This window comes from Nocardia fusca NBRC 14340 (assembly GCF_001618425.1).
GTDB lineage: Bacteria > Actinomycetota > Actinomycetes > Mycobacteriales > Mycobacteriaceae > Nocardia > Nocardia fusca.
This window is the reverse complement of sequence record NZ_BDCU01000011.1, coordinates 58,341-80,211: the sequence shown is the minus strand read 5'-3', so window position 1 is coordinate 80,211 and position 21,871 is coordinate 58,341. Positions and strand designations below refer to the sequence as shown.

General features: G+C 69.0%; 20 protein-coding genes and 1 pseudogene. 9 read left to right on the top strand and 12 right to left on the bottom strand.

Going from position 1 to position 21,871, the window contains the following annotated elements:
- Positions 1 to 97 precede the first annotated feature (97 nt).
- Positions 98 to 2,170 carry a phosphate acetyltransferase gene (gene pta, locus NF4_RS04090; protein ID WP_063125949.1) on the top strand — a complete coding sequence of 691 codons (2,073 nt, stop codon included), beginning with the start codon at positions 98 to 100 and terminating at the stop codon, positions 2,168 to 2,170.
- A gap of 32 nt (positions 2,171 to 2,202) precedes the next feature.
- Positions 2,203 to 3,402, top strand: coding sequence for an acetate/propionate family kinase (locus tag NF4_RS04085; protein WP_063125958.1), 1,200 nt, complete (start codon positions 2,203 to 2,205; stop codon positions 3,400 to 3,402).
- 12 nt (positions 3,403 to 3,414) lie between these two features.
- On the opposite strand, the gene yczR is transcribed toward NF4_RS04085, so the two are convergent.
- The gene (gene yczR / locus NF4_RS04080; protein WP_063125948.1) at positions 3,415 to 4,917 is read right to left on the bottom strand and encodes a MocR-like transcription factor YczR; all 1,503 of its coding nucleotides are present in this window, start codon (positions 4,915 to 4,917) and stop codon (positions 3,415 to 3,417) included.
- Between the two features lie 61 nt (positions 4,918 to 4,978).
- Here yczR and NF4_RS04075 point away from each other — a divergent pair, with 61 nt between their 5' ends.
- Positions 4,979 to 5,188 carry a hypothetical protein gene (locus NF4_RS04075; RefSeq protein ID WP_063125947.1) on the top strand — a complete coding sequence of 70 codons (210 nt, stop codon included), beginning with the start codon at positions 4,979 to 4,981 and terminating at the stop codon, positions 5,186 to 5,188.
- Positions 5,189 to 5,255: 67 nt separating this feature from the next.
- Here NF4_RS04075 and NF4_RS04070 read toward each other — a convergent pair whose 3' ends face one another.
- The 3 genes from NF4_RS04070 to NF4_RS37485 all read right to left on the bottom strand — a co-directional run bounded on the left by NF4_RS04070 (position 5,256) and on the right by NF4_RS37485 (position 8,504).
- Complete coding sequence (locus NF4_RS04070; RefSeq protein WP_063125946.1) at positions 5,256 to 5,534, bottom strand: hypothetical protein; 279 nt, start codon at positions 5,532 to 5,534, stop codon at positions 5,256 to 5,258.
- Between the two features lie 116 nt (positions 5,535 to 5,650).
- Complete coding sequence (locus tag NF4_RS04065; protein WP_084532844.1) at positions 5,651 to 5,947, bottom strand: excalibur calcium-binding domain-containing protein; 297 nt, start codon at positions 5,945 to 5,947, stop codon at positions 5,651 to 5,653.
- A 244-nt stretch (positions 5,948 to 6,191) separates the two neighbouring features.
- Positions 6,192 to 8,504 carry an Rv0361 family membrane protein gene (locus tag NF4_RS37485; RefSeq protein ID WP_063125944.1) on the bottom strand — a complete coding sequence of 771 codons (2,313 nt, stop codon included), beginning with the start codon at positions 8,502 to 8,504 and terminating at the stop codon, positions 6,192 to 6,194.
- Between the two features lie 85 nt (positions 8,505 to 8,589).
- On the opposite strand from NF4_RS37485, the gene NF4_RS04055 reads away from it, so the two are divergent.
- Both NF4_RS04055 and NF4_RS04050 read left to right on the top strand, forming a co-directional pair.
- The gene (locus NF4_RS04055) at positions 8,590 to 9,033 is read left to right on the top strand and encodes a DUF3151 domain-containing protein (protein ID WP_030524789.1); all 444 of its coding nucleotides are present in this window, start codon (positions 8,590 to 8,592) and stop codon (positions 9,031 to 9,033) included.
- Positions 9,034 to 9,101: 68 nt separating this feature from the next.
- Positions 9,102 to 10,217, top strand: coding sequence for an FUSC family protein (locus NF4_RS04050; RefSeq protein ID WP_036515570.1), 1,116 nt, complete (start codon positions 9,102 to 9,104; stop codon positions 10,215 to 10,217).
- A gap of 319 nt (positions 10,218 to 10,536) precedes the next feature.
- Here the strand turns inward: NF4_RS04050 and NF4_RS04045 are convergent, their stop codons facing one another.
- Together NF4_RS04045 and NF4_RS04040 are read right to left on the bottom strand one after the other, a co-directional pair.
- Positions 10,537 to 11,316: a site-2 protease family protein gene (locus NF4_RS04045; protein WP_063125943.1), complete on the bottom strand. Its 780-nt coding sequence runs from the start codon at positions 11,314 to 11,316 to the stop codon at positions 10,537 to 10,539.
- Positions 11,317 to 11,350: 34 nt separating this feature from the next.
- On the bottom strand, positions 11,351 to 12,010 hold the full coding sequence (locus NF4_RS04040) for a hypothetical protein (protein WP_063125942.1): 660 nt from the start codon (positions 12,008 to 12,010) through the stop codon (positions 11,351 to 11,353).
- A gap of 199 nt (positions 12,011 to 12,209) precedes the next feature.
- Here NF4_RS04040 and NF4_RS04035 point away from each other — a divergent pair, with 199 nt between their 5' ends.
- The gene (locus NF4_RS04035; RefSeq protein WP_063125941.1) at positions 12,210 to 13,499 is read left to right on the top strand and encodes an adenylosuccinate synthase; all 1,290 of its coding nucleotides are present in this window, start codon (positions 12,210 to 12,212) and stop codon (positions 13,497 to 13,499) included.
- A 4-nt stretch (positions 13,500 to 13,503) separates the two neighbouring features.
- Here the strand turns inward: NF4_RS04035 and NF4_RS04030 are convergent, their stop codons facing one another.
- Together NF4_RS04030 and fbaA are read right to left on the bottom strand one after the other, a co-directional pair.
- Positions 13,504 to 14,619 (bottom strand): BTAD domain-containing putative transcriptional regulator, encoded by a 1,116-nt coding sequence (locus tag NF4_RS04030; RefSeq protein ID WP_063125940.1) that lies wholly within the window; start codon positions 14,617 to 14,619, stop codon positions 13,504 to 13,506.
- A 24-nt stretch (positions 14,620 to 14,643) separates the two neighbouring features.
- The gene (gene fbaA / locus NF4_RS04025; RefSeq protein WP_063125957.1) at positions 14,644 to 15,678 is read right to left on the bottom strand and encodes a class II fructose-bisphosphate aldolase; all 1,035 of its coding nucleotides are present in this window, start codon (positions 15,676 to 15,678) and stop codon (positions 14,644 to 14,646) included.
- 210 nt (positions 15,679 to 15,888) lie between these two features.
- Between fbaA and NF4_RS04020 the strand changes: the two genes are divergently transcribed.
- Both NF4_RS04020 and NF4_RS04015 read left to right on the top strand, forming a co-directional pair.
- Positions 15,889 to 16,629 carry a DedA family protein gene (locus tag NF4_RS04020; protein ID WP_084532846.1) on the top strand — a complete coding sequence of 247 codons (741 nt, stop codon included), beginning with the start codon at positions 15,889 to 15,891 and terminating at the stop codon, positions 16,627 to 16,629.
- Between the two features lie 30 nt (positions 16,630 to 16,659).
- A pseudogene (locus NF4_RS04015) lies at positions 16,660 to 17,295 on the top strand (DedA family protein); the annotation flags it as partial.
- Between the two features lie 87 nt (positions 17,296 to 17,382).
- Here the strand turns inward: NF4_RS04015 and NF4_RS04010 are convergent.
- Complete coding sequence (locus NF4_RS04010; RefSeq protein WP_084532845.1) at positions 17,383 to 18,573, bottom strand: glycoside hydrolase family 76 protein; 1,191 nt, start codon at positions 18,571 to 18,573, stop codon at positions 17,383 to 17,385.
- 358 nt (positions 18,574 to 18,931) lie between these two features.
- On the opposite strand from NF4_RS04010, the gene NF4_RS04005 reads away from it, so the two are divergent.
- Complete coding sequence (locus NF4_RS04005; protein ID WP_063125955.1) at positions 18,932 to 19,660, top strand: TrmH family RNA methyltransferase; 729 nt, start codon at positions 18,932 to 18,934, stop codon at positions 19,658 to 19,660.
- Positions 19,661 to 19,695: 35 nt separating this feature from the next.
- Here NF4_RS04005 and NF4_RS04000 read toward each other — a convergent pair whose 3' ends face one another.
- Genes NF4_RS04000 through NF4_RS03990 form a run of 3 tightly spaced genes read right to left on the bottom strand, consistent with a single transcriptional unit; the run spans position 19,696 to position 21,831 of the window.
- The gene (locus tag NF4_RS04000; RefSeq protein ID WP_063125939.1) at positions 19,696 to 20,013 is read right to left on the bottom strand and encodes a DUF4190 domain-containing protein; all 318 of its coding nucleotides are present in this window, start codon (positions 20,011 to 20,013) and stop codon (positions 19,696 to 19,698) included.
- A 23-nt stretch (positions 20,014 to 20,036) separates the two neighbouring features.
- Positions 20,037 to 20,771: a lysoplasmalogenase gene (locus tag NF4_RS03995; protein WP_063125938.1), complete on the bottom strand. Its 735-nt coding sequence runs from the start codon at positions 20,769 to 20,771 to the stop codon at positions 20,037 to 20,039.
- Between the two features lies 1 nt (position 20,772).
- Positions 20,773 to 21,831 (bottom strand): beta-ketoacyl-ACP synthase 3, encoded by a 1,059-nt coding sequence (locus NF4_RS03990; RefSeq protein WP_063125937.1) that lies wholly within the window; start codon positions 21,829 to 21,831, stop codon positions 20,773 to 20,775.
- Positions 21,832 to 21,871: the final 40 nt, after the last annotated feature.

Below are 21,871 nucleotides of genomic sequence, written 5' to 3'. Positions count from 1 at the left end.
CGAAGGCTCGAGTCTCGAGGCCTGAACGGCGGGACCTTCGGGGCCTCGACCCCGCGGCGCCGAAGGCGCCGCCAATAAACACAGCTAGGCTCTGGCTATGGCCGAGGTAGCTGCGTCCAGTGTGTACATCGCGTCGCCGGAAGGTGATACCGGTAAGTCGACCGTGGCGCTCGGCGTTCTGCAGATGCTGTGCGCGACCACCGCGCGGGTGGGGGTGTTCCGGCCGATCACCCGTTCGGCCACCGAACCGGATTACATTCTCGAGCTGCTGCTCGAGCACAGCACCGCCGATATCGAGTATCAGCAGGCGGTGGGGGTCGGTTACGAGCAGGTGCACGCCGACCCGGATGCCGCTATCTCCGAGATCGTCATGCGGTATCACGAGGTGGCCGCGGTCTGTGATGCCGTGGTCATCGTGGGCAGCGATTACACCGATGTGGCCGGTCCGAGCGAGCTGCGGTTCAATGCCCGGATCGCGGTGAATCTGGGGGCGCCGGTGTTGCTGGTGGTGCGGGGGGCGGGGCGGTCGGCCGAGGAGGTCGAGCAGCTGGTGGAGCTGTGCACCGCGGAGCTGAAGTCCGAACACGCGCAGCTGGTGGCCGTTGTCGCCAATCGCTGCGCGCCCGGCGAGCTCGAGCTGGTCCGGGAGGTGCTGGCGCCCTTCGGGGTGCCGTCGTGGAGCCTGCCGGAGGTGCCGCTGTTGATCGCGCCCACCATGGCGGAGTTGTGCGAGGCGCTGGACGGCGAGATGTACAGCGGCGATCCCGAACTGCTGGACCGGGAGGCGCTGGGGGTGATGGTCGGCGGGATGACCGCGGAGCACATTCTGGAACGTCTCTTCGACGGTGCGGTGGTGATCGCTCCCGGCGACCGCTCCGATGTGCTGCTCAGCGTGGTCAACGCCCACGAGGCCGAGAGTTTCCCCTCGCTGGCCGGGATCATCATGAACGGCGGGCTGCTCCCGCATCCGGCGGTCGCCCGGCTGATCACCGGGCTGAAACCGCGATTACCCATCCTGACCACGGATCTGGGGACCTACGAGACCGCCGGGGTGGCGCATCGCACCCGCGGCCGGATGTCGGCGCACAACCCGCGCAAGGTGGATACGGCGCTGGCACTCATGGAAACCCACGTGGACGCCACGGATTTCCTGCGCCGGCTGGAGGTTCCGCTGTCCAGCGTGGTGACCCCGCAGATGTTCGAATACCAGCTCATCGAACGTGCTCGGGCCGACCGGAAGACGATCGTGCTGCCCGAGGGCGACGACGACCGGGTGCTGCGCGCGGCGGGCCGGGTGCTGCAGCGCAAGATCGCGGATCTGATCATCCTCGGTGACGAGACGGCGATCCGGGCCCGGGCCGCGGAGCTGGGCGTCGATATCGCCGACGCGCAGGTGCTCGACCCGCGGACCTCCGAACATCTCGATGATTTCGCCCGCGAGTACACCGAATTGCGCAAACACAAGGGGATGACCCTGGAGCGGGCGCGGGAGACCGTCACCGATATCTCCTATTTCGGCACCATGATGGTGCATCGGGGGATCGCCGACGGCATGGTGTCCGGAGCGGCGCACACCACCGCGCATACGATCCGGCCCTCGTTCGAGATCATCAAAACGGTGCCCGGCGTCTCGACGGTGTCGAGTGTGTTCCTCATGTGCCTGGCCGACCGGGTGCTGGCCTACGGTGACTGCGCGGTGGTCCCCGACCCGAGTTCTGAACAGCTCGCCGATATCGCCGTCTCCTCGGCCGCGACCGCGACCAGGTTCGGGATCGACGCCCGGGTGGCCATGCTCTCCTATTCGACCGGTGAATCCGGTAGCGGCGCGGACGTGGACAAGGTCCGGGTGGCGACGGGTTTGGTCCGGGAGCGGGCGCCCGAACTTCTCGTCGAGGGCCCCATCCAATACGACGCGGCCGTCGAGCCCACCGTCGCCGATGCCAAACTCCCCGGCTCCGAGGTCGCCGGCCGGGCCACGGTTTTCATCTTTCCCGACCTCAATACCGGCAACAACACCTATAAGGCGGTGCAGCGCAGCGCGGGCGCGGTCGCGATCGGCCCGGTGCTGCAGGGGTTGCGCAAACCGGTGAACGACCTTTCCCGCGGCGCACTGGTCACCGATATCGTGAACACGGTGGCCATCACCGCTATCCAGGCGCAGCAGCGGTGACGGCGCCGCGGTCCGGGGAGAAGGAGACGGCGGTGGGCGGCAATCCGGTGCTGGTGATCAATTCCGGTTCGTCCTCGATCAAATATCAACTGGTCGCGCCGAAGTCGGGCACCGTGGTGGCGGCCGGGCTGGTGGAGCGGATCGGTGAGGACGGCGGTGCGATCGAACACACCACCGACGGCCGGACCCTTTCCGACCAGGTCACCATTCCCGACCACACGGCCGGGTTGCGGCTCGCGTTCGAGAAGTTCGCCGAAACGGGGCACGATCTGGCAGGGGCGGGCGTGACCGCGGTCGGGCACCGGGTCGTCCACGGCGGCGAAGTGTTCTACCGGCCCACGCTCGTCGACGACCGGGTGCTGGCCACCATCGACGAGTTGTCGGCGCTGGCGCCGCTGCACAATCCGGCGAACGTACGCGGGATCGAGGCGGTACGCACCCTACTGCCCGAGGTCCCGCAGGTCGCGGTGTTCGACACCGCGTTCTTCCACGGGCTGCCCGACGCCGCCAAGACCTACGCGATCGACGCGCAGGTCGCGGCCGCGCACGGTATCCGCCGGTACGGCTTCCACGGCACCTCGCACGAGTACGTATCCGGTTGCGTCGCCGAATTCCTGGGCCGGCCGGCCGAATCGCTGAAACAGATCGTGTTCCATCTCGGCAACGGCGCGTCCGTCTCGGCGTTGCGGGGCGGACGCCCGGTGGACACCAGCATGGGGCTGACGCCGCTGGAGGGCCTGGTGATGGGGACGCGCCCCGGAGACCTGGATCCCGGCATCATCCTGCATCTCATGCGCACCGCGCAGTTGGACGTCAACGGTATCGACCGCCTGCTCAACCGTCGTTCTGGCCTACGGGGTATGGCGGGGGTGAACGATTTCCGGGAGTTGCGGCGGCTCATCGGCGAAGGCGACGAGGCGGCCCGGCTGGCCTACGACGTCTACGTGCACCGCCTCCGCCACTACCTCGGCGCCTATCTGATCGAACTCGGTGGAGTCGACGCGATCACCTTCACGGCCGGCGTCGGCGAGAACAACCCGGACGTGCGCGCCGACGCGCTGGCCGGCCTGTCCGCGTTCGGGATCGCGGTGGACCGCGACCGCAATACGGCGCCGGAGCGGACCGCGCGGCGGATCTCCCCGCCGGACGCGAAGGTGGATGTCCTGGTGGTGCCGACGAACGAGGAACTCGCCATCGCCCGTGCCGCCGCCGCGCTGACCGAAAAGATTTGAGCCCGCCGGGTTTCAGTAGCAGGTGAGCGGCTGGAGCGAATCACCGGCCTGCGGTCCCAGCGTCGCGTAGGCCGTCGCGATGGCCGTCACCGCGCGCCGCAGCTCGGGTTCGGGGCTCGTGTAAGGCAACCGCAGGAAACGTTCGAACGCCCCCTGGACCCCGAATCGGGGGCCCGCCGCCAGCAGCACTCCGTGATTCGGCGCGGTGGCGGCCAGCGCCGTCGACACCGGCGTGGGCAGCTGCGCCCACACCGACATCCCGCCGACCCCGGGAAGCACGTACCAGCCGGGTAGTTCCTCGGCCATGGCGGCGAGCAATGTCTCCCGCTGGCTGCGCAACTGCGCGCGCCGACGCTCGAGAATCGGGTCGGCGTGCTCCAGCAGGTGGACCGCGGCCAGCTGATCCATCACCGGGGTACCCAGGTCGACGGTCGCGCGGATACCGAGCAACCGGGTGATCAGGGATTCCGAGGTGCGGATCCAGCCCACGCGCAGACCGCCCCAGAAGGATTTGGAGGCCGAGCCGATGGTGACGACCTCCGGTCCCTTCGCGAACGCGGCGACCGGCGATACCGGCGCCTGTGCGCCCAGGGACAGATCGGCCATGGACTCGTCGATGATCAGCGTCATCCGGGTGTCCCGGGCGATGGCGGCCAGTTCGGCGCGGGCCGTGTCGTCCATCAGGAAGCCGGTGGGATTGTTGTGGTCGGGTACGAGGTAGGCCAGCGAGGCGGCGGTCTGCCGGGCGGCGCTGCGCAGTCCGTCGAGGTCCCAGGCGGCCGCCGGATCCTCCAGGCGCAGCGGAACCGGGACCGGGCGCGCGCCCACATCCCGGATGGCTTCGATGGCGTTGGGGTAGGTGGGATGGTCGATGAGAACCCGGCCCGCGGTCGGCGCCAGTACGTTCAGCAGCAGCCGGAGTCCGTGCTGGGCGCCGAGGGTCACCAGGATCTGGTCGGCGCCGGTGGGCAGACCGCGTTCGGTGTAGCGGCGGGCCAGGGCTTCCCGCAACGGCAGGATGCCCACCGGATCCATGCCGTGGGTACCCAGATACGACGGGATGCCCTGCAGCGCGACGGCGTACGCCTCTTCCATCTCCGGCGGCGCGGTCATCGCCGCGTAGGTCAGGTCCACGGCCGGCGCGGCGCCGGTGGACATGGTGGCGATGATGCCGCGGGCGGCCCGGGTGCCGTCGTGCGCGATGGCCGGCGGCAGCGCGACGGTGCTGCGCGAGCCCTGGCGGGTGATGAGATAGCCGTGTTCGCGCAGCAGCGCGTAGGTGGAGGTGACCGTGGTGCGGCTGACACCGAGGGTGGCGGCCAGATCGCGTTCACTGGGCAGGGCGATCCCGAGCGGGGCGCGCCCGTCGTGGATCAACAGCCGGATCCCCTCGGCCAGCGCGAGGTAGGCGGGCCGGGCCGATTTGCGGGCGCCGCCGTCGGCCGGCGCGTCGGCACTACGCCAGTGCCCCAGATCGCGAGCCAGACCCGTCGCGCCGATCACCCGTGTCGCCATAGGGTCCAGTATTAAGCAATTGGATCTTTCGCAGCAAGTCCAGTTGTCGGATGCTAAACGTATGACACTCTTTGTGGCACTCGTGGGAGTGGGAACTTTCGGCTTCATCGCATACGACTACGTCGTACACGAATCCCGGATCGCCGAACTACTGGATAGGTACCGACCACTCGGTTCCGTCACCGAGGACGCGGCGAACCGCTACGAACTCGAGCGGATGCACCGCGACCTGGAGGCTGTCCGCTCGTACCGGGAACGGGACGCGGCCTGACCCCGGGCCGCTAGCGACAGTCACCGCGGATCGGCCAGTCCAGTTACGCAACTGGACTGGTCGGTTGTCAATTCAGCGGATGCGTGCGGTAGAACTCGCACACCTGCCCGGAGAGCAGCCCGTCCTCACAGGCGAAATAGGTCTGGATACAGGAATTGGTATCGCAACCCAGCCGGGCCAGTTCGTCACGTACCCGGAGGTTGCGTTCCTGCGGGCTCTCCGGCTGCGACGACGCGACGGCCGGGGCCGCGGGAACCGCGCTGCCCTCATTGTCCGCACACGCCCCGAGCAGCAGCATTCCGGTGCACAGCGCCGCCACCGCGGCGAATCGACCAGCGGATTTCATAACCATGCGCACCTCCACATACCCCGGAGTGTTCGACGAGCGGCCAGCGTAACCGATACCCGGGCCGAGGGATACCGGGCGGTTCGGCCACCCGGCCGGCCACTCGGCATGGATTCTCAGTACTCCCCCACCTCGCAGGCCACGCCGTCACCGTCGGCGTCGAGTTGCCGCGAGTAACCGGGCTGACCACCCAGCAACGGGGTGTCGGATTCCCGGCGCGCATGCGCGCAATCGATGTAGTAGGCCTGCCCGTCCTTTTCGGGTTCGGCTTCGGCCCGGTCGGCGGGCAGTGGATGGGAATCCTGGCTCCGATTCGACGACAGCGGGGTATCGGCGGCGGCCGGGGCGGCGGCGAGCACCGACAGCGCACATCCGGCGATCACGAGGCGGGCCAGTGTTCTTCGAGTTCTCATGGCGAAAGTCCTTGGAGCGAGGTGATACCACCATCCTCACGCGGAGTCGCCGATTGCGAAAGACCTTTGTTTCGCCCACCCACCCGTTCGCACGGCGATCCAGGACGGGCCGCACGAACGGGTGTCGATTCAACGCGCAGGTGACCGGCCCGGGCGGGAAGGGCAGGCCCCGCCCGAGATCGCCGCTGCCGCCGGCCCGGCGACGGTCCCGCCCGGTGCGCCGGTCACCGCGTGGCGCAGCCGGTTACGGAGTGCCCGCCGGCGGATCGCAAACCTTCCAGCCGTCGTCGGTCTCCCGCAGATCGAAGGTCCGGGTGGTCTGCTCCGAATCCGCTTCCGTCTGCACGGTCACCTGGGCCAGTGCGGTCCGATCGGTGATCTGCACGGCGTCGACGCCGGTCACGTTGGGAATACTGCCCCCGTCGACGGCCTGCCGGTGCACCGCGGCGAACTGCTCCTCCGACAATCCCTGGTAGTAGTCGTGCAGACCGCCGCAGGTGATATCGCGCAGGCCGGCCAGATCGCCACTCTCCAGCGCGCCGGTGTAATCGCCGATGGCCGTACGGATCCGGGCCTGCGGGGAATCGTCACCGGAACCGATGCCGGCCACGATCGCGATCAGCGCGATCACGACCACCACGGCCGCACCCGCGGCGATCAACCACTTCCGGTTACCCGCGGAACCCGCCGGCGCGGCCGCCGGCTCCACCCGCTGCGGTTGCGCGATCTGCCCGGGGGCGCCGTACTGCGGCGCCTGCGCGACCCGGTGTTCGGCCACAGTCGGTTTGATATCGGCCGGTGACGGCGCACCGGCCGGGCGCTGCCCGGCCTGCGGCCGACCGGGACCCCCGGCCGGACGCGGTGCGCCCGGCGACCCGCCGGCACCCTGCGGCGCGGGCGCCGGTCCGCCCGGCCGCTGTGGTGCGGATTGGTCCGGGCGGCTCGGCGCCTGCGGGCCGGGCCGCTTCGGGCCCGACTGCGGACGCGGTGTGTTCGGCGGTTTCGACAGCGGCCCCGCCGTACCCGGCCCGACCCGGTCGGTGCCGGCCGGGCCCTGCGGGCCGCCCGGTTGTTTCGTTCCCGGACGGCCGGGGCTGCGCACCTGGCTCATATCGATGCGCTCGGTGGCGTTCGGGTCCGGTTTGCGCACCGAAATGGATTCGGTCGGTGCTTCCTCCGGCCGCTGCGGCCGGGGGATCACCACTGTCTTCGCCTCGGTGCCGGCCGGCGCCTCCAGTTCGACCGTGGGATCGGCGGTCGCGGCGTCGTCGCCTTCGGTCACCGCATCGGTATCCGCGGCTCCGGCAGGCTCTTTTTCCGCGGCGGTGGCGCCCTCGTCCGGCCCGGCTCCGGCCGCCTCGTCCGCGGTCTCTCCCGCCGCATCGGCGTCCGGCTCGGTGCCGCTCACGGTGATCTCGGCGGTGGCATCCTCTCCGAGGCCGGCCGATTCGGCCGTCTCGGCAGCGGCTGTTTCGACGTCGGCAGTCCCAACGGTGACCGTCTCGGCGTCACCGGTCGAGGCGGCGGTCCCAGCGGTAACCGCCTCCGCGTCACCGGCCGATTCGGCAGTCCCGGCGGTCACCGCCTCGGCGTCACCGGTCGCGGCGGCAGTCTCCTCCGCATCTCCGGCGGATGCGGCCGATGCCTCCGCCGCGCTGCCGCCGGGTTCGGCGAGACCGGCGTCGGGATCCGAAAACGTGGACGTACCACCGGCCGAATCCGCACTGTCGGCAGCGGTTTCCGTGGCCGCTGCCGCTACGGCTCCGGCTTGCGCCGCCGTGGCCCCGGTGGTCTGCTCGGCCTCGTCGGCGGAAGCGTCCGCGCCCGCTGGTACGTCACCGCTCTCCTCGGAAGCCGTTGCCGCCGCGCCGGACACCTCTTCCGCATCCGCCTCGGCCGATGCCGCCGGAACCTCGACGGTCACGTCGTCGGGAGAGCCGGCACCGGTTTGCCCGGAATCGCCGCCGGGTCCGCTGTCGGCCGCGGACTGGTCCGGTTCCGCCGAAGGCGCCTGCGCGCCGGTTTCCTCGGCAGGAGCCGCTTCGGTGGACGGACCATCCGCGGCGCGCGCCGGCTCGTCCGATCCGGCGTCCGCACCCGGCGCGGTCTCCTCGCCCGGCCCGGCCCCGCTCCCCGCGACCGGCACCGCGGCCTCGGTATCCGCATCCGAGCCCCGAGTCGGCGCTTCCGCGGGCTCACCGTCCGAGCCGTCCGGGACTCCGGCCTGCTCCGCCGCCGGAACGCCGGACTCCGTGGCCGCCACCGACGGGGCGTCCTCGGCCTGCGCGTCATCGTCCGCCGATTCCTGAGAGGTACGTTCCAGCGCCTCGGTCGGCGCACCGGCCTTCTCGTCCGGGCGCGCTGCACCGGCTGCCGCCGTTTTTCCGGTCGCCTCCCCGCCGGACGCCGAGGTCGCCGCCGCATCCGCTGCCCGCGCCGACTGCGATCCGGTGTCGGACGTCTGCGGCTTCTCCTCGGCGGAAGAACCCGCGCGGGGCTCGCCGCCGGTGTCGGATTCGGAGCGGATCGGTTCCTTGTCGTCGGTCGGGTGCGACACCTATACCCCTCGTTGCTGGCTAACAGAATGTGACGTAGATGGCCAGCCTATCGAGCATTCCCGATACCCGTGCACAATGAAGCCCATGACCTCGTTCGGTGATCTGCTCGGCCCGCAACCGGTACTCCTTCCTGAACTACACGACGCGGAGGACGCGCTCGACGCCGGCACCGATCCGGTGCGCGTCGCGGCCGATAATCCCGCCGCCTCGATCGCCTGGGCGGCCCTGGCCGAAGCCGCGCTGGAGCGTGCGGCCGACGCCACGGAGCCGGTCAACCACGATGTCGTCGCCGCCTACGCGTTCGCCCGTACCGGCTACCACCGTGGGTTGGACCTGCTGCGCCGCAATGGCTGGAAGGGCTTCGGCCCGGTCCCGTGGGAGCACGAACCGAACCGCGGCTTCCTGCGCAGTGTCGCGGCCCTGGCCAAGGCGGCCAAGGCCGTGGGGGAATCCGACGAATACGCCCGCTGCCTGGACCTGCTCGAGGATTGCGATCCGCGAGCGGCCGGCGAACTGGGTCTGGGCTGAACGAACCCGGAGCATTGATCGACCCGAAATCCCCGGTAGGCCGGGCCCGGACCAGGGGCGCCGACCGGATGCGGCGGTCCTGGAAGCGGCTCCGCCTCTCGGCCATCCCGATTCTGCAGTGCTCACTGGCGGCGGCGCTGGCCTGGTTCCTCGCCAAGGACGTGGTCGGCCACGCGCTGCCCTTCTTCGCGCCGACCGCCGCGGTGGTGTCCATCGGCACCGCCTTCGGCGCGCGGCTGCGCCGCTCGCTGGAACTGGTGGTCGGGGTCGCGGTAGGTATCGGCGTCGGCGATCTGTTCATCTCGCGGGTGGGCACCGGAGTCTGGCAGATCGCCTTGGTGGTGGCGGTGGCCATGGCACTGGCGGTGTTCCTCGACGGCGGCGCCATCATCGGTATCCAGGCCTCGGGTTCGGCCGTGCTGGTGGCCACCCTGATGCCGCCGGACACCGGCGCCGGCCTGTCGCGCATGGTGGACGCGCTGATCGGGGGGCTGGTCGGCGTGGTGGTCGTCGCGGCGCTGCCGTTGCATCCGGTGCGCCGGGCCCGGGAGCAGGCGGCGGCGATTCTGGGCGTGATGGCGAAATCACTCACCGACGGCGCGCACGGACTGCTCGAACAGGATCCCGGCAAAGTGCACACCGCGCTCACCGCGGTCCGGGCCACCCAGGCGCAATTGGATTCGCTGCGCAAATCGCTCGAGGGCGGCCGCGAGGTGAGCCGTATTTCTCCGCTGTACTGGAATTCGCGCGGCCGCTTGGAGCGCTTGCGCGCCGCGGCCGATCCACTGGACAACGCGGTCCGCAACACCCGGGTGCTCCTGCGCCGCTCGCTGACCCTGGTACGCGACGACGAGATCCTCAATCCGGGCCTGATCGAGGAAGTGGAGCAGCTGGCCGCCGCGGTCGAGGTGGTCCGGCGCATGATCCTCACCGATCCGGGTGAACAACCCGACCGCGCGGAGGCCGCCCGCGTGCTGCGCTCGGTGGCCAAACAGGCGCGCCCGGAACTGGTTGCGGGGGCCGGTCTGTCGGCGCATGTGGTCTTCGCCCAGATCCGGTCGACGCTGGTAGACCTGCTGCAGGTGTGCGGGGTGCAGCGCGTTTCCGCGTTGGCGCTGCTCCCGCCCACCGTACCCAATCCCTATGTGACACCGACGAATCGGCCCGCCGACACGGTCGGTTAGGCTCCGGATTCGCGACATTGTTCGCTACCGGGTTGCCGGCACCGGCCGGGCCCGCGATCGCGGAACCCGCACGCCTCGGCGCCCGGCCACAGCGGGTATTCGAGTAGTCGACCACCTGTGCCCACGGTAGCCGGACTGCACTAATGTGAAACGTGACCGAACCGGCCCACAGCCGGTTCGGTGGGACCCCTCCCGTGCGCCGCGTCGCCGACGGACGGCGCACCAGCGCCGAATGTTTCGGATACCCGGACGCCGGCCCGGGCGGGGAATCCGGGCCCGTCCGGCCGGCGCCGCGCCGGGCGGGCCCTCTCGGATCGGGCTACGCCCAGAACCTCGTCAGATATCCGCCGTAGCGCGACCACTGCTCCGATACCCCGGACAGGTCGTAGAGCGCGTACACGGCGTCGAAGAAGACCTGGTTGATCGCCGGGGTGAACAGCAGGGCGAACAGGATGAGCATGCCGAAGGGTTTGAACTGTTCGAGCCCGCGCCGGGTCTGGTAACTCAGGGACGGCTCCATCACGCCGTAGCCGTCCAGGCCCGGGATGGGCAGCAGGTTCAGCAGAGTCGCGGTCACCTGCAGGAAGGCCAGGAAGCTGAGCCCGAACCAGAACGCCGGATGCTCCTGCGCGCTGCCGAAGAGTCGCACGACCAGCAGCAGCACCACCGCGCACACCGCGTTCACGGCCGGGCCCGCCACACTGATCAACCGCTGCGTACGGGGTGGCACCTGATGGGTGTGCACATAGACCGCACCGCCCGGCAGCCCGATACCACCGAGCGCGATGAAAACCATCGGCAGCACGATCGACAGCAGCGGATGACTGTATTTGAGCGGATTCAAGGTCAGGTAGCCGCGCAGTTCCACCTCGCGGTCCCCGGCCCGCCAGGCGATATAGGCGTGTGCGAACTCGTGCAGGCACAGGCTCACCACCCAGCCGAATACCACCAGCACGAAAACGCCGGCCTTGGCCCGGACCGAATCGAGATCCGCATCCCAGGCGAGCACGCCGCCGGCCACCGCGAGCGCCACGACCAGAAGGAACACCGGACTGGGGCGTATCGCACCGCGCCGCAGGGCCGGGACACCGGGGGTCACGGCCGCGTACCCACGAGCACTCGGCGGCACCGCATCAGCGGACCAGCAGCCATGGTTCGTGATGCCGGTAGAACGTCGACCGCGGCACCACCCGGTCGCTCTGGATACCGTCGCGGTTGATCACCGCACCCGGCGTGCCGAGCTGCGCGGCGCGCCCGGGGGTCCAGCGCCGGCGCCGGAACCGGCGCGGATAACTCGCCCGGACTCCCGGCAGCTCCAGTGTGGGGGTGACGAACATGGCCCGGATGGTGCCGGAGAACAGGCGGGTGTCGTCGACATAGGCCTCACCGGTCAGCTGGCCGCCCTCCGGCCCGGTGATCTTGGCGCGGCCCACCAGGACGGTGCCGGTGTCGTCGCGCACCAGCGGGGTCTCGGTGGCCGAACCCTCGAGTGCCCGTTTCGCGGCGGCGTTTCCGGTCTCGAGGTCATAGGCCTGGGCGGCGTAGGTCCGCTCCAGGGGTACGTAGCCGACTTCCACGTGCAACCGCTCGGTGCGCATCAGATGGGTGAGCACAGCGGCCAGCGCCGCATCGCCGCCCAGCACGATCAGACGCGGCAGGCTGTCGGCCGCCAGCACCGGCAGGAGCTCGTCGATCAGCCCGGTGTCCGGTATTGCCCCGGTCTGCGCGGTGGGCTGCGCGGCAAGGGCGATGGGTACCGGTGCGTCGGCACAGCGGAGAACCTGGGTACTCAAACGCCCAACACCCTCCCTCGGACCGGTCACCCATGAGTGTAAGGGGTGCCCGGTGGCGACCCGCGCAACGGCCCGGCCCCGGCGACCGTTCCCCGGCGCCCGCGCGGTCTCGGCTAGACTGTGCTCCCGGCTTCCTCCGCATTACGGCAGGTAGCTGCAGCACTTGCGTGTTGCGCGTCGAATCGTAGGAGACACGACCATGCCGGCAATCGTCCTCATCGGAGCCCAGTGGGGTGACGAGGGCAAGGGCAAAGCCACCGATCTACTCGGGGGCCGCGTGCAGTGGGTAGTGCGGTACCAGGGCGGTAACAACGCCGGCCATACCGTGGTGCTACCCAACGGCGACAACTTCGCGCTGCACCTCATTCCGTCCGGCATCCTGACCCCCGGCGTCAAGAACGTCATCGGCAACGGTGTGGTCGTCGACCCCGGCGTATTGCTCGACGAACTCGCCGGGCTCGAGGATCGCGATGTCGACACCTCGGGTCTGCTGCTCTCCGCCGACGCGCATCTGATCATGCCGTATCACGTGGCCATCGATAAGGTCACCGAACGGTTCCTCGGCAACAACAAGATCGGCACCACCGGTCGCGGTATCGGCCCCTGCTATCAGGACAAGGTCGCGCGGGTCGGGGTCCGGGTCGCCGATGTACTGGACGAGAAGATCCTCACGCAGAAGGTCGAGGCCGCTCTCGAGTTCAAGAACCAGGTGCTGGTCAAGATCTACAACCGGCGCGCCCTGGACCCCCAGCAGGTGGTCGAGGAGGTGCTCGGCCAGGCCGAACGATTCGCGCACCGCATCAGCGATACCCGGCTGGAACTGAACCTGGCCCTCGAACGCGGTGAGACCGTGCTCCTGGAGGGGTCGCAGGGCACCCTGCTGGACGTGGACCACGGGACCTACCCCTACGTCACCTCGTCCAACCCGACCGCCGGCGGCGCCGCGGTGGGCGCGGGAATCGGACCCAACCAGATCGGTACGGTGCTGGGCATCCTGAAGTGCTACACCACCCGGGTCGGCTCCGGGCCCTTCCCGACCGAACTGTTCGACGAATCGGGCGCCTATCTGGCCAAGACCGGCGGCGAAGTCGGCGTCACCACCGGCCGGGCGCGCCGCTGCGGCTGGTTCGACGCGGTCATCGCCCGCTACGCGACCCGGGTCAACGGCATCACCGACTACTTCCTCACCAAACTCGACGTGCTGTCGAGCCTGGACCGGGTGCCGATCTGCGTGGCCTACGAGGTGGACGGCGAACGGGTCGAGCAGATGCCGACCACCCAGACCGGCTTCCATCACGCCAAGCCGATCTTCGAGGAGATGCCCGGCTGGTGGGAGGACATCTCCGGCGCGCGGACCTTCGAGGAACTGCCCGCCAACGCCCAGGCCTATGTGCTGCGGCTGGAGGAGCTCTCGGGCGCCCGGATCTCCTGTATCGGGGTCGGGCCGGGCCGCGAGCAGACCATCGTCCGCCACGACGTCCTGGGCTGAGGACTCAGCGGACGGCCTGGAAGGCCAGCACGGTATTGCCGATCCGGATCGAATCGCCGTCGGCCAGCAGCGCGGAATCGATCGGCTGCTCGTTGACGAATACCCCGTTGGCCGAGCCGAGGTCCTCGATCAGCAGGCCGGCCCGGCCCAGTTTGATCTGCGCGTGGTACCGGCTGGCCTTCGGATCGTCGAGGATCAGATCGTTGTCGGTCATCCGGCCGATCCGGAATCCGCCGTGCGCGACCGGCACCGTCCGTCCGTCCGGTAACCGCAGCTGACCGCTGCGCACGGTGCGTGGCACCTCGGTGACCGTATCTGTCATCGCCGCGGCCATCCGCTCGACGCTCTTCATCTCGACGGTGCTCAGCGGTTCCTGCCGCAGCACCCGCCGTTCCAGCTCCACCAGCGCGGGCCCGGGGTCGATACCGAGTTCCTCGGCCAGCACCGCCCGCACCCGCCGGCACGCCTCCAGCGCGTCGGCATGGCGTTCGGACAGGTAGAGCGCGGTGATGAGCTGACCCCACAGCGGTTCGCGCAGCGGGTGCTCACTGGTGAGCGCGACCAGCTCGCCGATCACGGCGGCGGCCCGGCCGCACGCGATCTCCGCGTCGAACCGTGCCGATACCGCCAGCAGCCGCTCCTCCTCCATGGCGGTGGCGAAACTGTCGGCGAAACCGAGACCGGCGAGATCGGACAGCGCCCGGCCGTTCCATTCGCGTAAGGCGGTGCCGAACAGCCGGGACGCCGAGGCATGATCGCCGGCCCCCGACGCCCGGGTGCCCGCGTCCCGGGCGGCTTCGAACCGGCCCAGGTCGCAGGCATCGTCGGCGATCTCGAGCCGATAACCCGAGGACTCCGTGCGCAGGACACCCGCCGGGTCGACACCGGAATTGCGCAGCGCCTTCCGGATATTCGACACGAACACCTGCAGGCTGGCCGCGTAGGCATCCGGCGGCTCCTCGTTCCAGACCATATCGGCCAGGGTGGACGAGGACACGGCCCGGCGCCGGTTCACCGCGAGTGCGGCCAGCAATGCCCGGGGTTTGGGCCCGCCGACCGGCACCGGCTCACCGCCGACCAGTAGACGCACGGGCCCCAGCACGCGGAGATCGAGTGTCATCCGGCTACGGACGGTGCGAAGAGATCAGGCACTGATGGAACGCCCGGCGGATCGCAGGTCGTTGCAGGCCTGCACCACCCGCTGGGCCATCGACAGTTCGGCCTTCTTCAGGTAGCTGCGCGGATCGTAGGTCTTCTTGTTGCCGACCTCGCCGTCGATCTTCAGCACACCGTCGTAGTTGCTGAACATATGGGCGGCGATCGGCCGGGTGAACGCGTACTGGGTGTCGGTGTCGACATTCATCTTCACCACGCCGTAGCGCAGCGAATCGTCGATCTCGGACTTCAGCGACCCGGAACCGCCGTGGAACACGAAATCGAACGGCTGGGCGTCATTGGCCAGGCCCAGCTTGGCCGCGGCCACCCGCTGCCCCTCGGCCAGCACCTCGGGCTTGAGCACCACATTGCCCGGCTTGTACACACCGTGCACATTGCCGAAGGTGGCGGCGAGCAGGTACTTGCCCTTCTCACCGGCGCCGAGCGCGTCGAGGGTCTTCTCGAAGTCGGCGGGCGAGGTGTAGAGCTTCTCGTTGATCTCGGCCTCGACACCGTCCTCTTCACCGCCGACGACACCGATCTCGACCTCGAGGATGATCTTCGCGGCGGCCGCGGCGGACAGCAGCTCCTGCGCGATGGAGAGGTTCTCGTCGATCGGCACGGCCGAACCGTCCCACATATGCGACTGGAACAGCGGGTTCTGCCCGGCGTCCACCCGCTCCTGCGAGATTGCCAGCAGCGGCCGGACGAACCCGTCCAGCTTGTCCTTGGGGCAGTGGTCGGTGTGCAGCGCGATGGTGATGTCGTACTTCGCGGCCACCACATGGGCGAATTCGGCCAGCGCGACCGCACCGGTGACCATATCCTTCACCCCCTGGCCGGAACCGAATTCCGCGCCACCGGTGGAGAACTGGATGATCCCGTCACTACCCGCCTCGGCGAAACCCTTGATCGCCGCGTTGATCGTCTCCGACGATGTGCAGTTGATGGCCGGGAAGGCAAAGGAGTTCGCCTTGGCCTGGCCGAGCATCTCGGCGTAGACCTCCGGAGTCGCGATCGGCACTGTGAAGACCTCCGTGTTGTACGGCAGACGTGGGTTTGTCTGTTTCTGCACATACCCTAAGGCAGGCAGGTTTCATCCGGTATAAGGGGATTGTTTGTGCCGCCGCACCCTACGGCCGTCGATGTAACCGGTACTGTGGGCCGAGTGATTGCGCTGGCAGCTACCGACGCGGTGACGAGCAATCTGGCTCTGACCGAACTGCTCGACCCGATGCACCTGTTGACCGAGACCTGGCTGAAGAACGCGGTGCTACCGGCCATTCTGGTGATCGTCTTCATCGAGACCGGTCTGCTTTTCCCCCTCCTGCCCGGTGATTCATTGCTGTTCACCGGTGGTCTGCTGGCCGCGCAACCCAATCCTCCGGTATCGGTCTGGGTACTGGTTCCGGCCGTCGTCTTCATCGCTTTCGCCGGTGATCAATGCGGGTATTGGATCGGCCGGGCCATCGGTCCCGCGCTGTTCAACAAAGAGGACACGCGCTTCTTCAAGAAGAGCTACGTCACCGAAACGCACGAATTCTTCGAGAAGCACGGCCCCAAAACGATCATCTTGGCCCGTTTCGTCCCGATCGTCCGGACTTTCATGCCGGTGCTGGCCGGGGTCTCCAAGATGAGCTACCAGCGCTATGTCGCCTTCGATATCGTCGGCGCCGTCGCCTGGGGTGGCGGGGTGACCGTTCTCGGGTACTTCCTCGGCAATGTCGCCTTCATCCGCGACCACGTCGAGGCCATTTTCCTGCTCATCGTGTTCATCTCGATCCTGCCGGGCATCAGCGCGGTCGCCAAGAAGCTGCTCGCCCGCAAAGCGGACAAAACCGTCGCGAACGGCACCCTGACCTCGACCGCGGAGCTTCCGGCCATGGATCTGCCCGGCCAGGTCGACAGCACCATGCCCCTGCCGGTGGTGCATCACGCCGGACCGGTCGGCGCAAACGATTCTCCCGTTCGGTAAGTGGTGAGCGTCCAGGCCGTGCCCCATGCGATGGGCAGCTTCGAACCCCTGATCTCCGCGGGACCGGCACTCGTCTGGACCGTGGTCCTGACCTTCGTCTTCCTGGAATGCGCATTCATTCTCGGGCTGTTCCTGCCCGGCGATTCGATGCTGCTGACCGCGGGCATCGTGATGGCTTCGCACGCCACCGGCGAAACCCAGGTCTGGCTGCTCGCGGCCGGCGCGATGGTCGCCGCCATCGCCGGCAACCAGGTGGGCTACATGGTCGGGCGAAGAACCGGCCACCGGCTCGTCGCCCGCAAGAACGGGCGCTACATCAACACCCGCAACCTGTCCCGGGTCGCCGAACTGTTGCAGCGGCACGGTTTCGTGGCGGTCCTGATCGCCCGCTGGATCCCCTGGGTGCGCACCCTGTGCCCGATGGTGGCCGGCGCGGCCGGAATGGACCATCGCCGCTACACCGTGGCCAGCACCATCGGCGCCATCATCTGGGCCCCGGTCCTACTGCTCATGGGGTACTACGCCGGTGGTTTCATCCAGCAAATCTCCTGGCTCATGCCCATCGTGATCGGTTCGCTGGTGGTGTGCCTGATCGTGGGCACCGTCATCGGTATCAGGCAGTACCGGCAGGAGATGTCCCAGCCGATCGAGGACTTCGACCTCGATCCCGCGTCCGCCGACGCCGACACCATGCCGCTGCCCGGACTCGGACGGGCGGGCGGGCACCCCGGCCACGGTCACGACCGGCGCGAACTACAGACCGGCCGCGGTGACCATATGGGCGGCTTCCATGAGCATCCATCCCGACAGCTGTACCGATAGGTCCCGTTCGGGAACCCGGGACGAGCTGACCGCCCCGTTGGAGGTGAGCCCGCCGGCGCCGCGGCTACCACTGGGCAGCTGAGCGGATACCGCCCAGTCGTGGCCGAAGAGGGGCTCGCCCTCCACATCGAGGCGGTTCTCCCAGGCCGCGGCCGCCGATTCCTTCACGATGCGCGCCGCCGTGCGCCGGTCGGCGAGTTGTTCGTGTTCGTTGCCGGGCAGCATCAGCGCGACCTGGGCCAGATAGCGGACGAGAATGCCGTTGAACAGACCGCCATCGCCGCCGGTACCGCCGCGCACCACACAGTCGACGGTGAGATGGTCCTCCACGGCGTCCAGGAGGCGGTGCACCCGGTCGAGATGCGCAAAAGCACCGGTGTGTACCGCGAGCTCGGTTTCCAGGCCCAGTACGACACCCTGGCAGTAGGTGTAGACCGGGCGTTCCAGCTCACGGGCGGGGAGGTGGATACCGTCGAAGACGAGACCGGTCTCCGGATCGCGCAGCGTCTCGTCGATCCAATCCGCTATTTCCGCTGCCCGCTCGTAGCGGCCGAGCCGGGCCAGCGCGATACCGGCGGGACCGTTGGCCGGGGCATTGTAGAAATCCGCCCCCACCCGCCAGGGGATGCCGCCACCCACCGCGGGGTTCCACGCCGTATACAACTTCTGTTCCAGCGGGCCGAGTGCGCCGACGGCCTCCTGGTTGTCGTGGATCCGGGCGGCGCGTTCCAGGGCGATGGCCAGCCACGCCATATCGTCGTAGTAGCGGTTGGTCCATCCGGAGATATTGCGGAGCCGGTGCGACCGGACCAGGGTGGCCACCCGTTTGCGGCGTTCGATGGTCGGCGCCCGGTTGGCGGCGTCGACCGCGCAATCGATGAGGTGGGCCTGCCACCAGTAGTGCCAGGTGAGGAAGAATCGCTCGCGCCGGATCGACGGCCAGCCCACCACGCCGAGCGCGGTGCCCGGCAGCAGCCACACCGGCCGCAGATGGCGGGACAGGATCGCGGCCTCGGCCCGGTCGGCCCGCTCGGACCAGCGTGTCGCGGGGTCGCCCAGCGGCCTGCGCTGTTGCCCGGCCGAGCGCCGGGGAACGTCGAGATCGTCGCTGGGCGGGGTCATGAAACCCATATTGCCAGGCGAATCGGCTTTTCCGCCGCTCAATTGTTACCGACTCGACGCGCAACCGTTCGACTCCGCCCGGATTCGGTCCGGACCTCGTGGAATTACTGCCGAACAACACACGGAACGGCCGGCCGGATGTCGTATACCGGGGTTTACGCCCGGGCGTGTCGCGCCGGCCGCCGCGAGCTCCGGCGCGGCGAGCGGACGAGTCGACCGCAGAACACACGGGCGCACAAGGAGTTTCGCTCGGGCCGGACCGAGCCGGACGACGCTGCTCCGCCAGCACTACGATCATGCCGTGACCAACCCAGCGCTAGGGGCCGATCCGGGCCCCGCCCGGCTCCGGACATCCGGGATCGCGACAGCGTGTACACCGGCCCCGGAGCCGGCAGCGCGACAGGAATCCGACGATCCCGACCCGGACCCCGAACCCGGGCCCGGTCCGACCGAATGGGGTGAGAACCCGAACGGGGTCGGACCGTGGACGGCCGAACACAACGGGCCACCACCGGAGGACGACCGGCTCGACCCGGTCCTGCTCGCCGAAGGCGACCGCCGCAATGTCGTCGACGCGTACCGCTACTGGACCCGGGAAGCGATCGTGGCCGATATCGACCGCCGCCGCCACCCATTCCACATCGCCATCGAGAACTTCGGCCACGACGCGAATATCGGCACGGTCGTGCGTACCGCCAACGCCTTCGCCGCCGGCGCGGTACACATAGTCGGCCGCCGCCGCTGGAACCGGCGCGGCGCCATGGTCACCGACCGCTACCAGCACATCACCCACCACCCGGATATCGAGGCCCTGCTCGAATTCGCCCGGTCCGAGGACCTGAGTGTGGTCGCGGTGGACAATGTCCCGGGTTCGGTACCGCTGGAAACCGTCCGGCTGCCGCGGCGCTGTCTGCTGCTGTTCGGCCAGGAGGGTCCGGGCGTCACCGAAAGCGCCCGGGACGCAGCGGTACTCACCGTGTCCATCGCCCAGTTCGGCTCCACCCGCAGTATCAACGCGGGAGTCGCGGCAGGGATCGCCATGCACACCTGGATCCGCCAGCACGCGGACCTCACCGCCGCCTGGTGACCGCGGATGCGGTCGGCTGCCCGGTTATTCGGGCGCTAGCCCGAGCTCGACCCGATCAAAACGACTATGAAGACGATGTAGGCGATGACCGCGAGCACTCCCAGGATCAGCAGCACCGAGCCGATGATGCCCAGGATGTAACCCACCATCACATTGCTGCGGCCGCCCACGGTGCCGCCGGAGGCGTCGATCTCGTTGAGCGTCCGGCGTCCGATCACCCACGCGAACGGGGCGCAGACCTGGCAGAACATCATTCCGACGATGCCGAGGATCAGTACGGTGGTCGCCTGCGGGTGATCGGGCGGTGGCGGACCGTAGGCCGAGTAGCCGTACGCGGGCGGCGGGTAGCTCATGCGTGGATGGTATCGGGTAGCGCCTAGGCGCTACCAGCGGAAATCCGTTCGGGTTCAACGGCGCCGCGCGTTGCGCGCTCATGGGCGGCCGGGTCGGCGAGCAGGAACTGTGCGGCGCCGTAGGTCGCCAGGATGACCGCTTCGACTACCCGCCGCGACCGTTCGCCGCGCGCGAAGAGCCGCCGCAGCACGATGAGACCGTCCGATACCGTGAACAGCAGCGCCCCCACTCCGAGCCGGCTGCGTGGGTCGGCGTTCGGAATGTTCAGCCCCGCAATGTTGTCCGCATCCGCGGCCAGGGCCGGGTCGGAGGCGAGTACGGCCGCGGTGCCCAACGTCGCACCGTACGCGCTCAGCGGCGCGGCGAGTGCCGGCGCCTTCGCCCGGAGCAATGCGGCGGCACCGGCCCAGGCCAGCACCCTCGGTACCGCGACAGCGGGGGACGGCCGGGCACCGTAGCGCCACCACAGCGCGGCATATCCGGTCTGCATCACGGCGAAGGACGACGCCCCGGCAATGAGCCTGCGGTCGTCGTCGGGGTCGATGAGCAGTACGTCTCCGACGGTCGCGGCGCCCAGCGAACTCAGCAGCAGGGTCCGGTCGGCCGGCGCGATATCGGCGCGACTGGTGGCGATATCGGCCGCGAGCAGCGGCATCATCAGCGGTTTGGCCGCCCACTGCCAGCGCTGTCGACCGGTGAGCGCACCCGCCACGGTCACCGCGGTGGCGGCGAGGAACCCGGCCCGTAGCGGGCGCATATCAGAGACTCGACTCGGCGGGAGCCGGCGGCAGGATGACGACCTGACCCGCGTAGCTGAGCCCCGCCCCGAAACCGAGCAGCAGCGCCAGCTGACCGCCCTTGGCCTTACCGGTGGCCAGCATCTCCTCCATGGCCAGCGGGATCGAGGCCGCGGACGTATTGCCGGTGTTCTCGATATCGCCCGCCATGGGGATATCGTCGGCCAGGCCGAGGTTCTTCTTCATCAACTCGTTGATCCGGGCATTGGCCTGGTGCGGGATGAAGACCTCGATATCGTCCTTGGACACCCCGGCCACATCCAGCGCGGTGGACAGCGCCCGCGGCAACGTGACGGCGGCCCAGCGGAACACCCGCGGCCCCTCCATCCGCAGCGCCATCCGGCCCACCGGCTCCACCTTGGGATCGGTGCCCTGCAGGTCCTGGGCCCGCTGCATATAGTCGACGAAATTGACGTCCTGTTTGATCGCTTCGGCGTTCTCGCCGTCGCTGCCCCAGACCGTCGGGGAGATCCCGTTCTCCTCGCTCGGGCCGATCACCACCGCGCCCGCGCCGTCACCGAAGATGAATGCCGTACCGCGGTCGGTCGGGTCGATGCCGATGGTCATGGTCTCGGCCCCGATGAGCAGCACGTATTCGGCCGAACCGGCGCGAATCATATCGCCGGCGACCCCGAGCCCGTACCCGAAGCCACCGCACCCGGAGGTCAGGTCGAAGGCGGCGATACCGTTCATGCCCAGGTCACTGGCGACGATCGGGGCACCGTGCGGGGTGAGCATCGGCCAGCTGGAGGTGGCGAGGATGAGGGCACCGATCTGGGAGGGGTCCACACCGCTGTTGCGCAGCGCACGGCGGCCCGCGGCCACCGAGATGGACCGCAGCGATTCGTCGCCGCTGATCCAGCGCCGGTTACGGATACCGCTGCGTTCGAAGATCCATTCGTCCGTGGAATCCAGGACCTCGCACACCTCGTCATTGCTGACCACGCGCGTCGGCCGGTAGGCACCGATGCCGAGCATTGCTACGTTGTCGTGCCCCTTCTTGCCGGCAATGCTCACCACGACTCCACGACCCTTCACTTGCAGTACTGTCGGATTCTCA

What these genes read in the sequence shown, in the direction of transcription:
- NF4_RS04030 (WP_063125940.1), bottom strand. Translation starts at nt 14,619, where the DNA reads ATGACACTCGATCTCCGCGTGCTGGGGCCCGTGCGTCTACTGGTCGGC.
- NF4_RS04050 (WP_036515570.1), top strand. Translation starts at nt 9,102, where the DNA reads ATGCGGCGGTCCTGGAAGCGGCTCCGCCTCTCGGCCATCCCGATTCTG.
- NF4_RS04010 (WP_084532845.1), bottom strand. Translation starts at nt 18,573, where the DNA reads ATGACCCCGCCCAGCGACGATCTCGACGTTCCCCGGCGCTCGGCCGGG.
- NF4_RS03995 (WP_063125938.1), bottom strand. Translation starts at nt 20,771, where the DNA reads ATGCGCCCGCTACGGGCCGGGTTCCTCGCCGCCACCGCGGTGACCGTG.
- NF4_RS04070 (WP_063125946.1), bottom strand. Translation starts at nt 5,534, where the DNA reads ATGAAATCCGCTGGTCGATTCGCCGCGGTGGCGGCGCTGTGCACCGGA.
- NF4_RS04055 (WP_030524789.1), top strand. Translation starts at nt 8,590, where the DNA reads ATGACCTCGTTCGGTGATCTGCTCGGCCCGCAACCGGTACTCCTTCCT.
- NF4_RS04020 (WP_084532846.1), top strand. Translation starts at nt 15,889, where the DNA reads ATGCACCTGTTGACCGAGACCTGGCTGAAGAACGCGGTGCTACCGGCC.
- NF4_RS04075 (WP_063125947.1), top strand. Translation starts at nt 4,979, where the DNA reads ATGACACTCTTTGTGGCACTCGTGGGAGTGGGAACTTTCGGCTTCATC.
- NF4_RS04000 (WP_063125939.1), bottom strand. Translation starts at nt 20,013, where the DNA reads ATGAGCTACCCGCCGCCCGCGTACGGCTACTCGGCCTACGGTCCGCCA.
- pta (WP_063125949.1), top strand. Translation starts at nt 98, where the DNA reads ATGGCCGAGGTAGCTGCGTCCAGTGTGTACATCGCGTCGCCGGAAGGT.
- yczR (WP_063125948.1), bottom strand. Translation starts at nt 4,917, where the DNA reads ATGGCGACACGGGTGATCGGCGCGACGGGTCTGGCTCGCGATCTGGGG.
- NF4_RS04065 (WP_084532844.1), bottom strand. Translation starts at nt 5,947, where the DNA reads ATGAGAACTCGAAGAACACTGGCCCGCCTCGTGATCGCCGGATGTGCG.
- NF4_RS04035 (WP_063125941.1), top strand. Translation starts at nt 12,210, where the DNA reads ATGCCGGCAATCGTCCTCATCGGAGCCCAGTGGGGTGACGAGGGCAAG.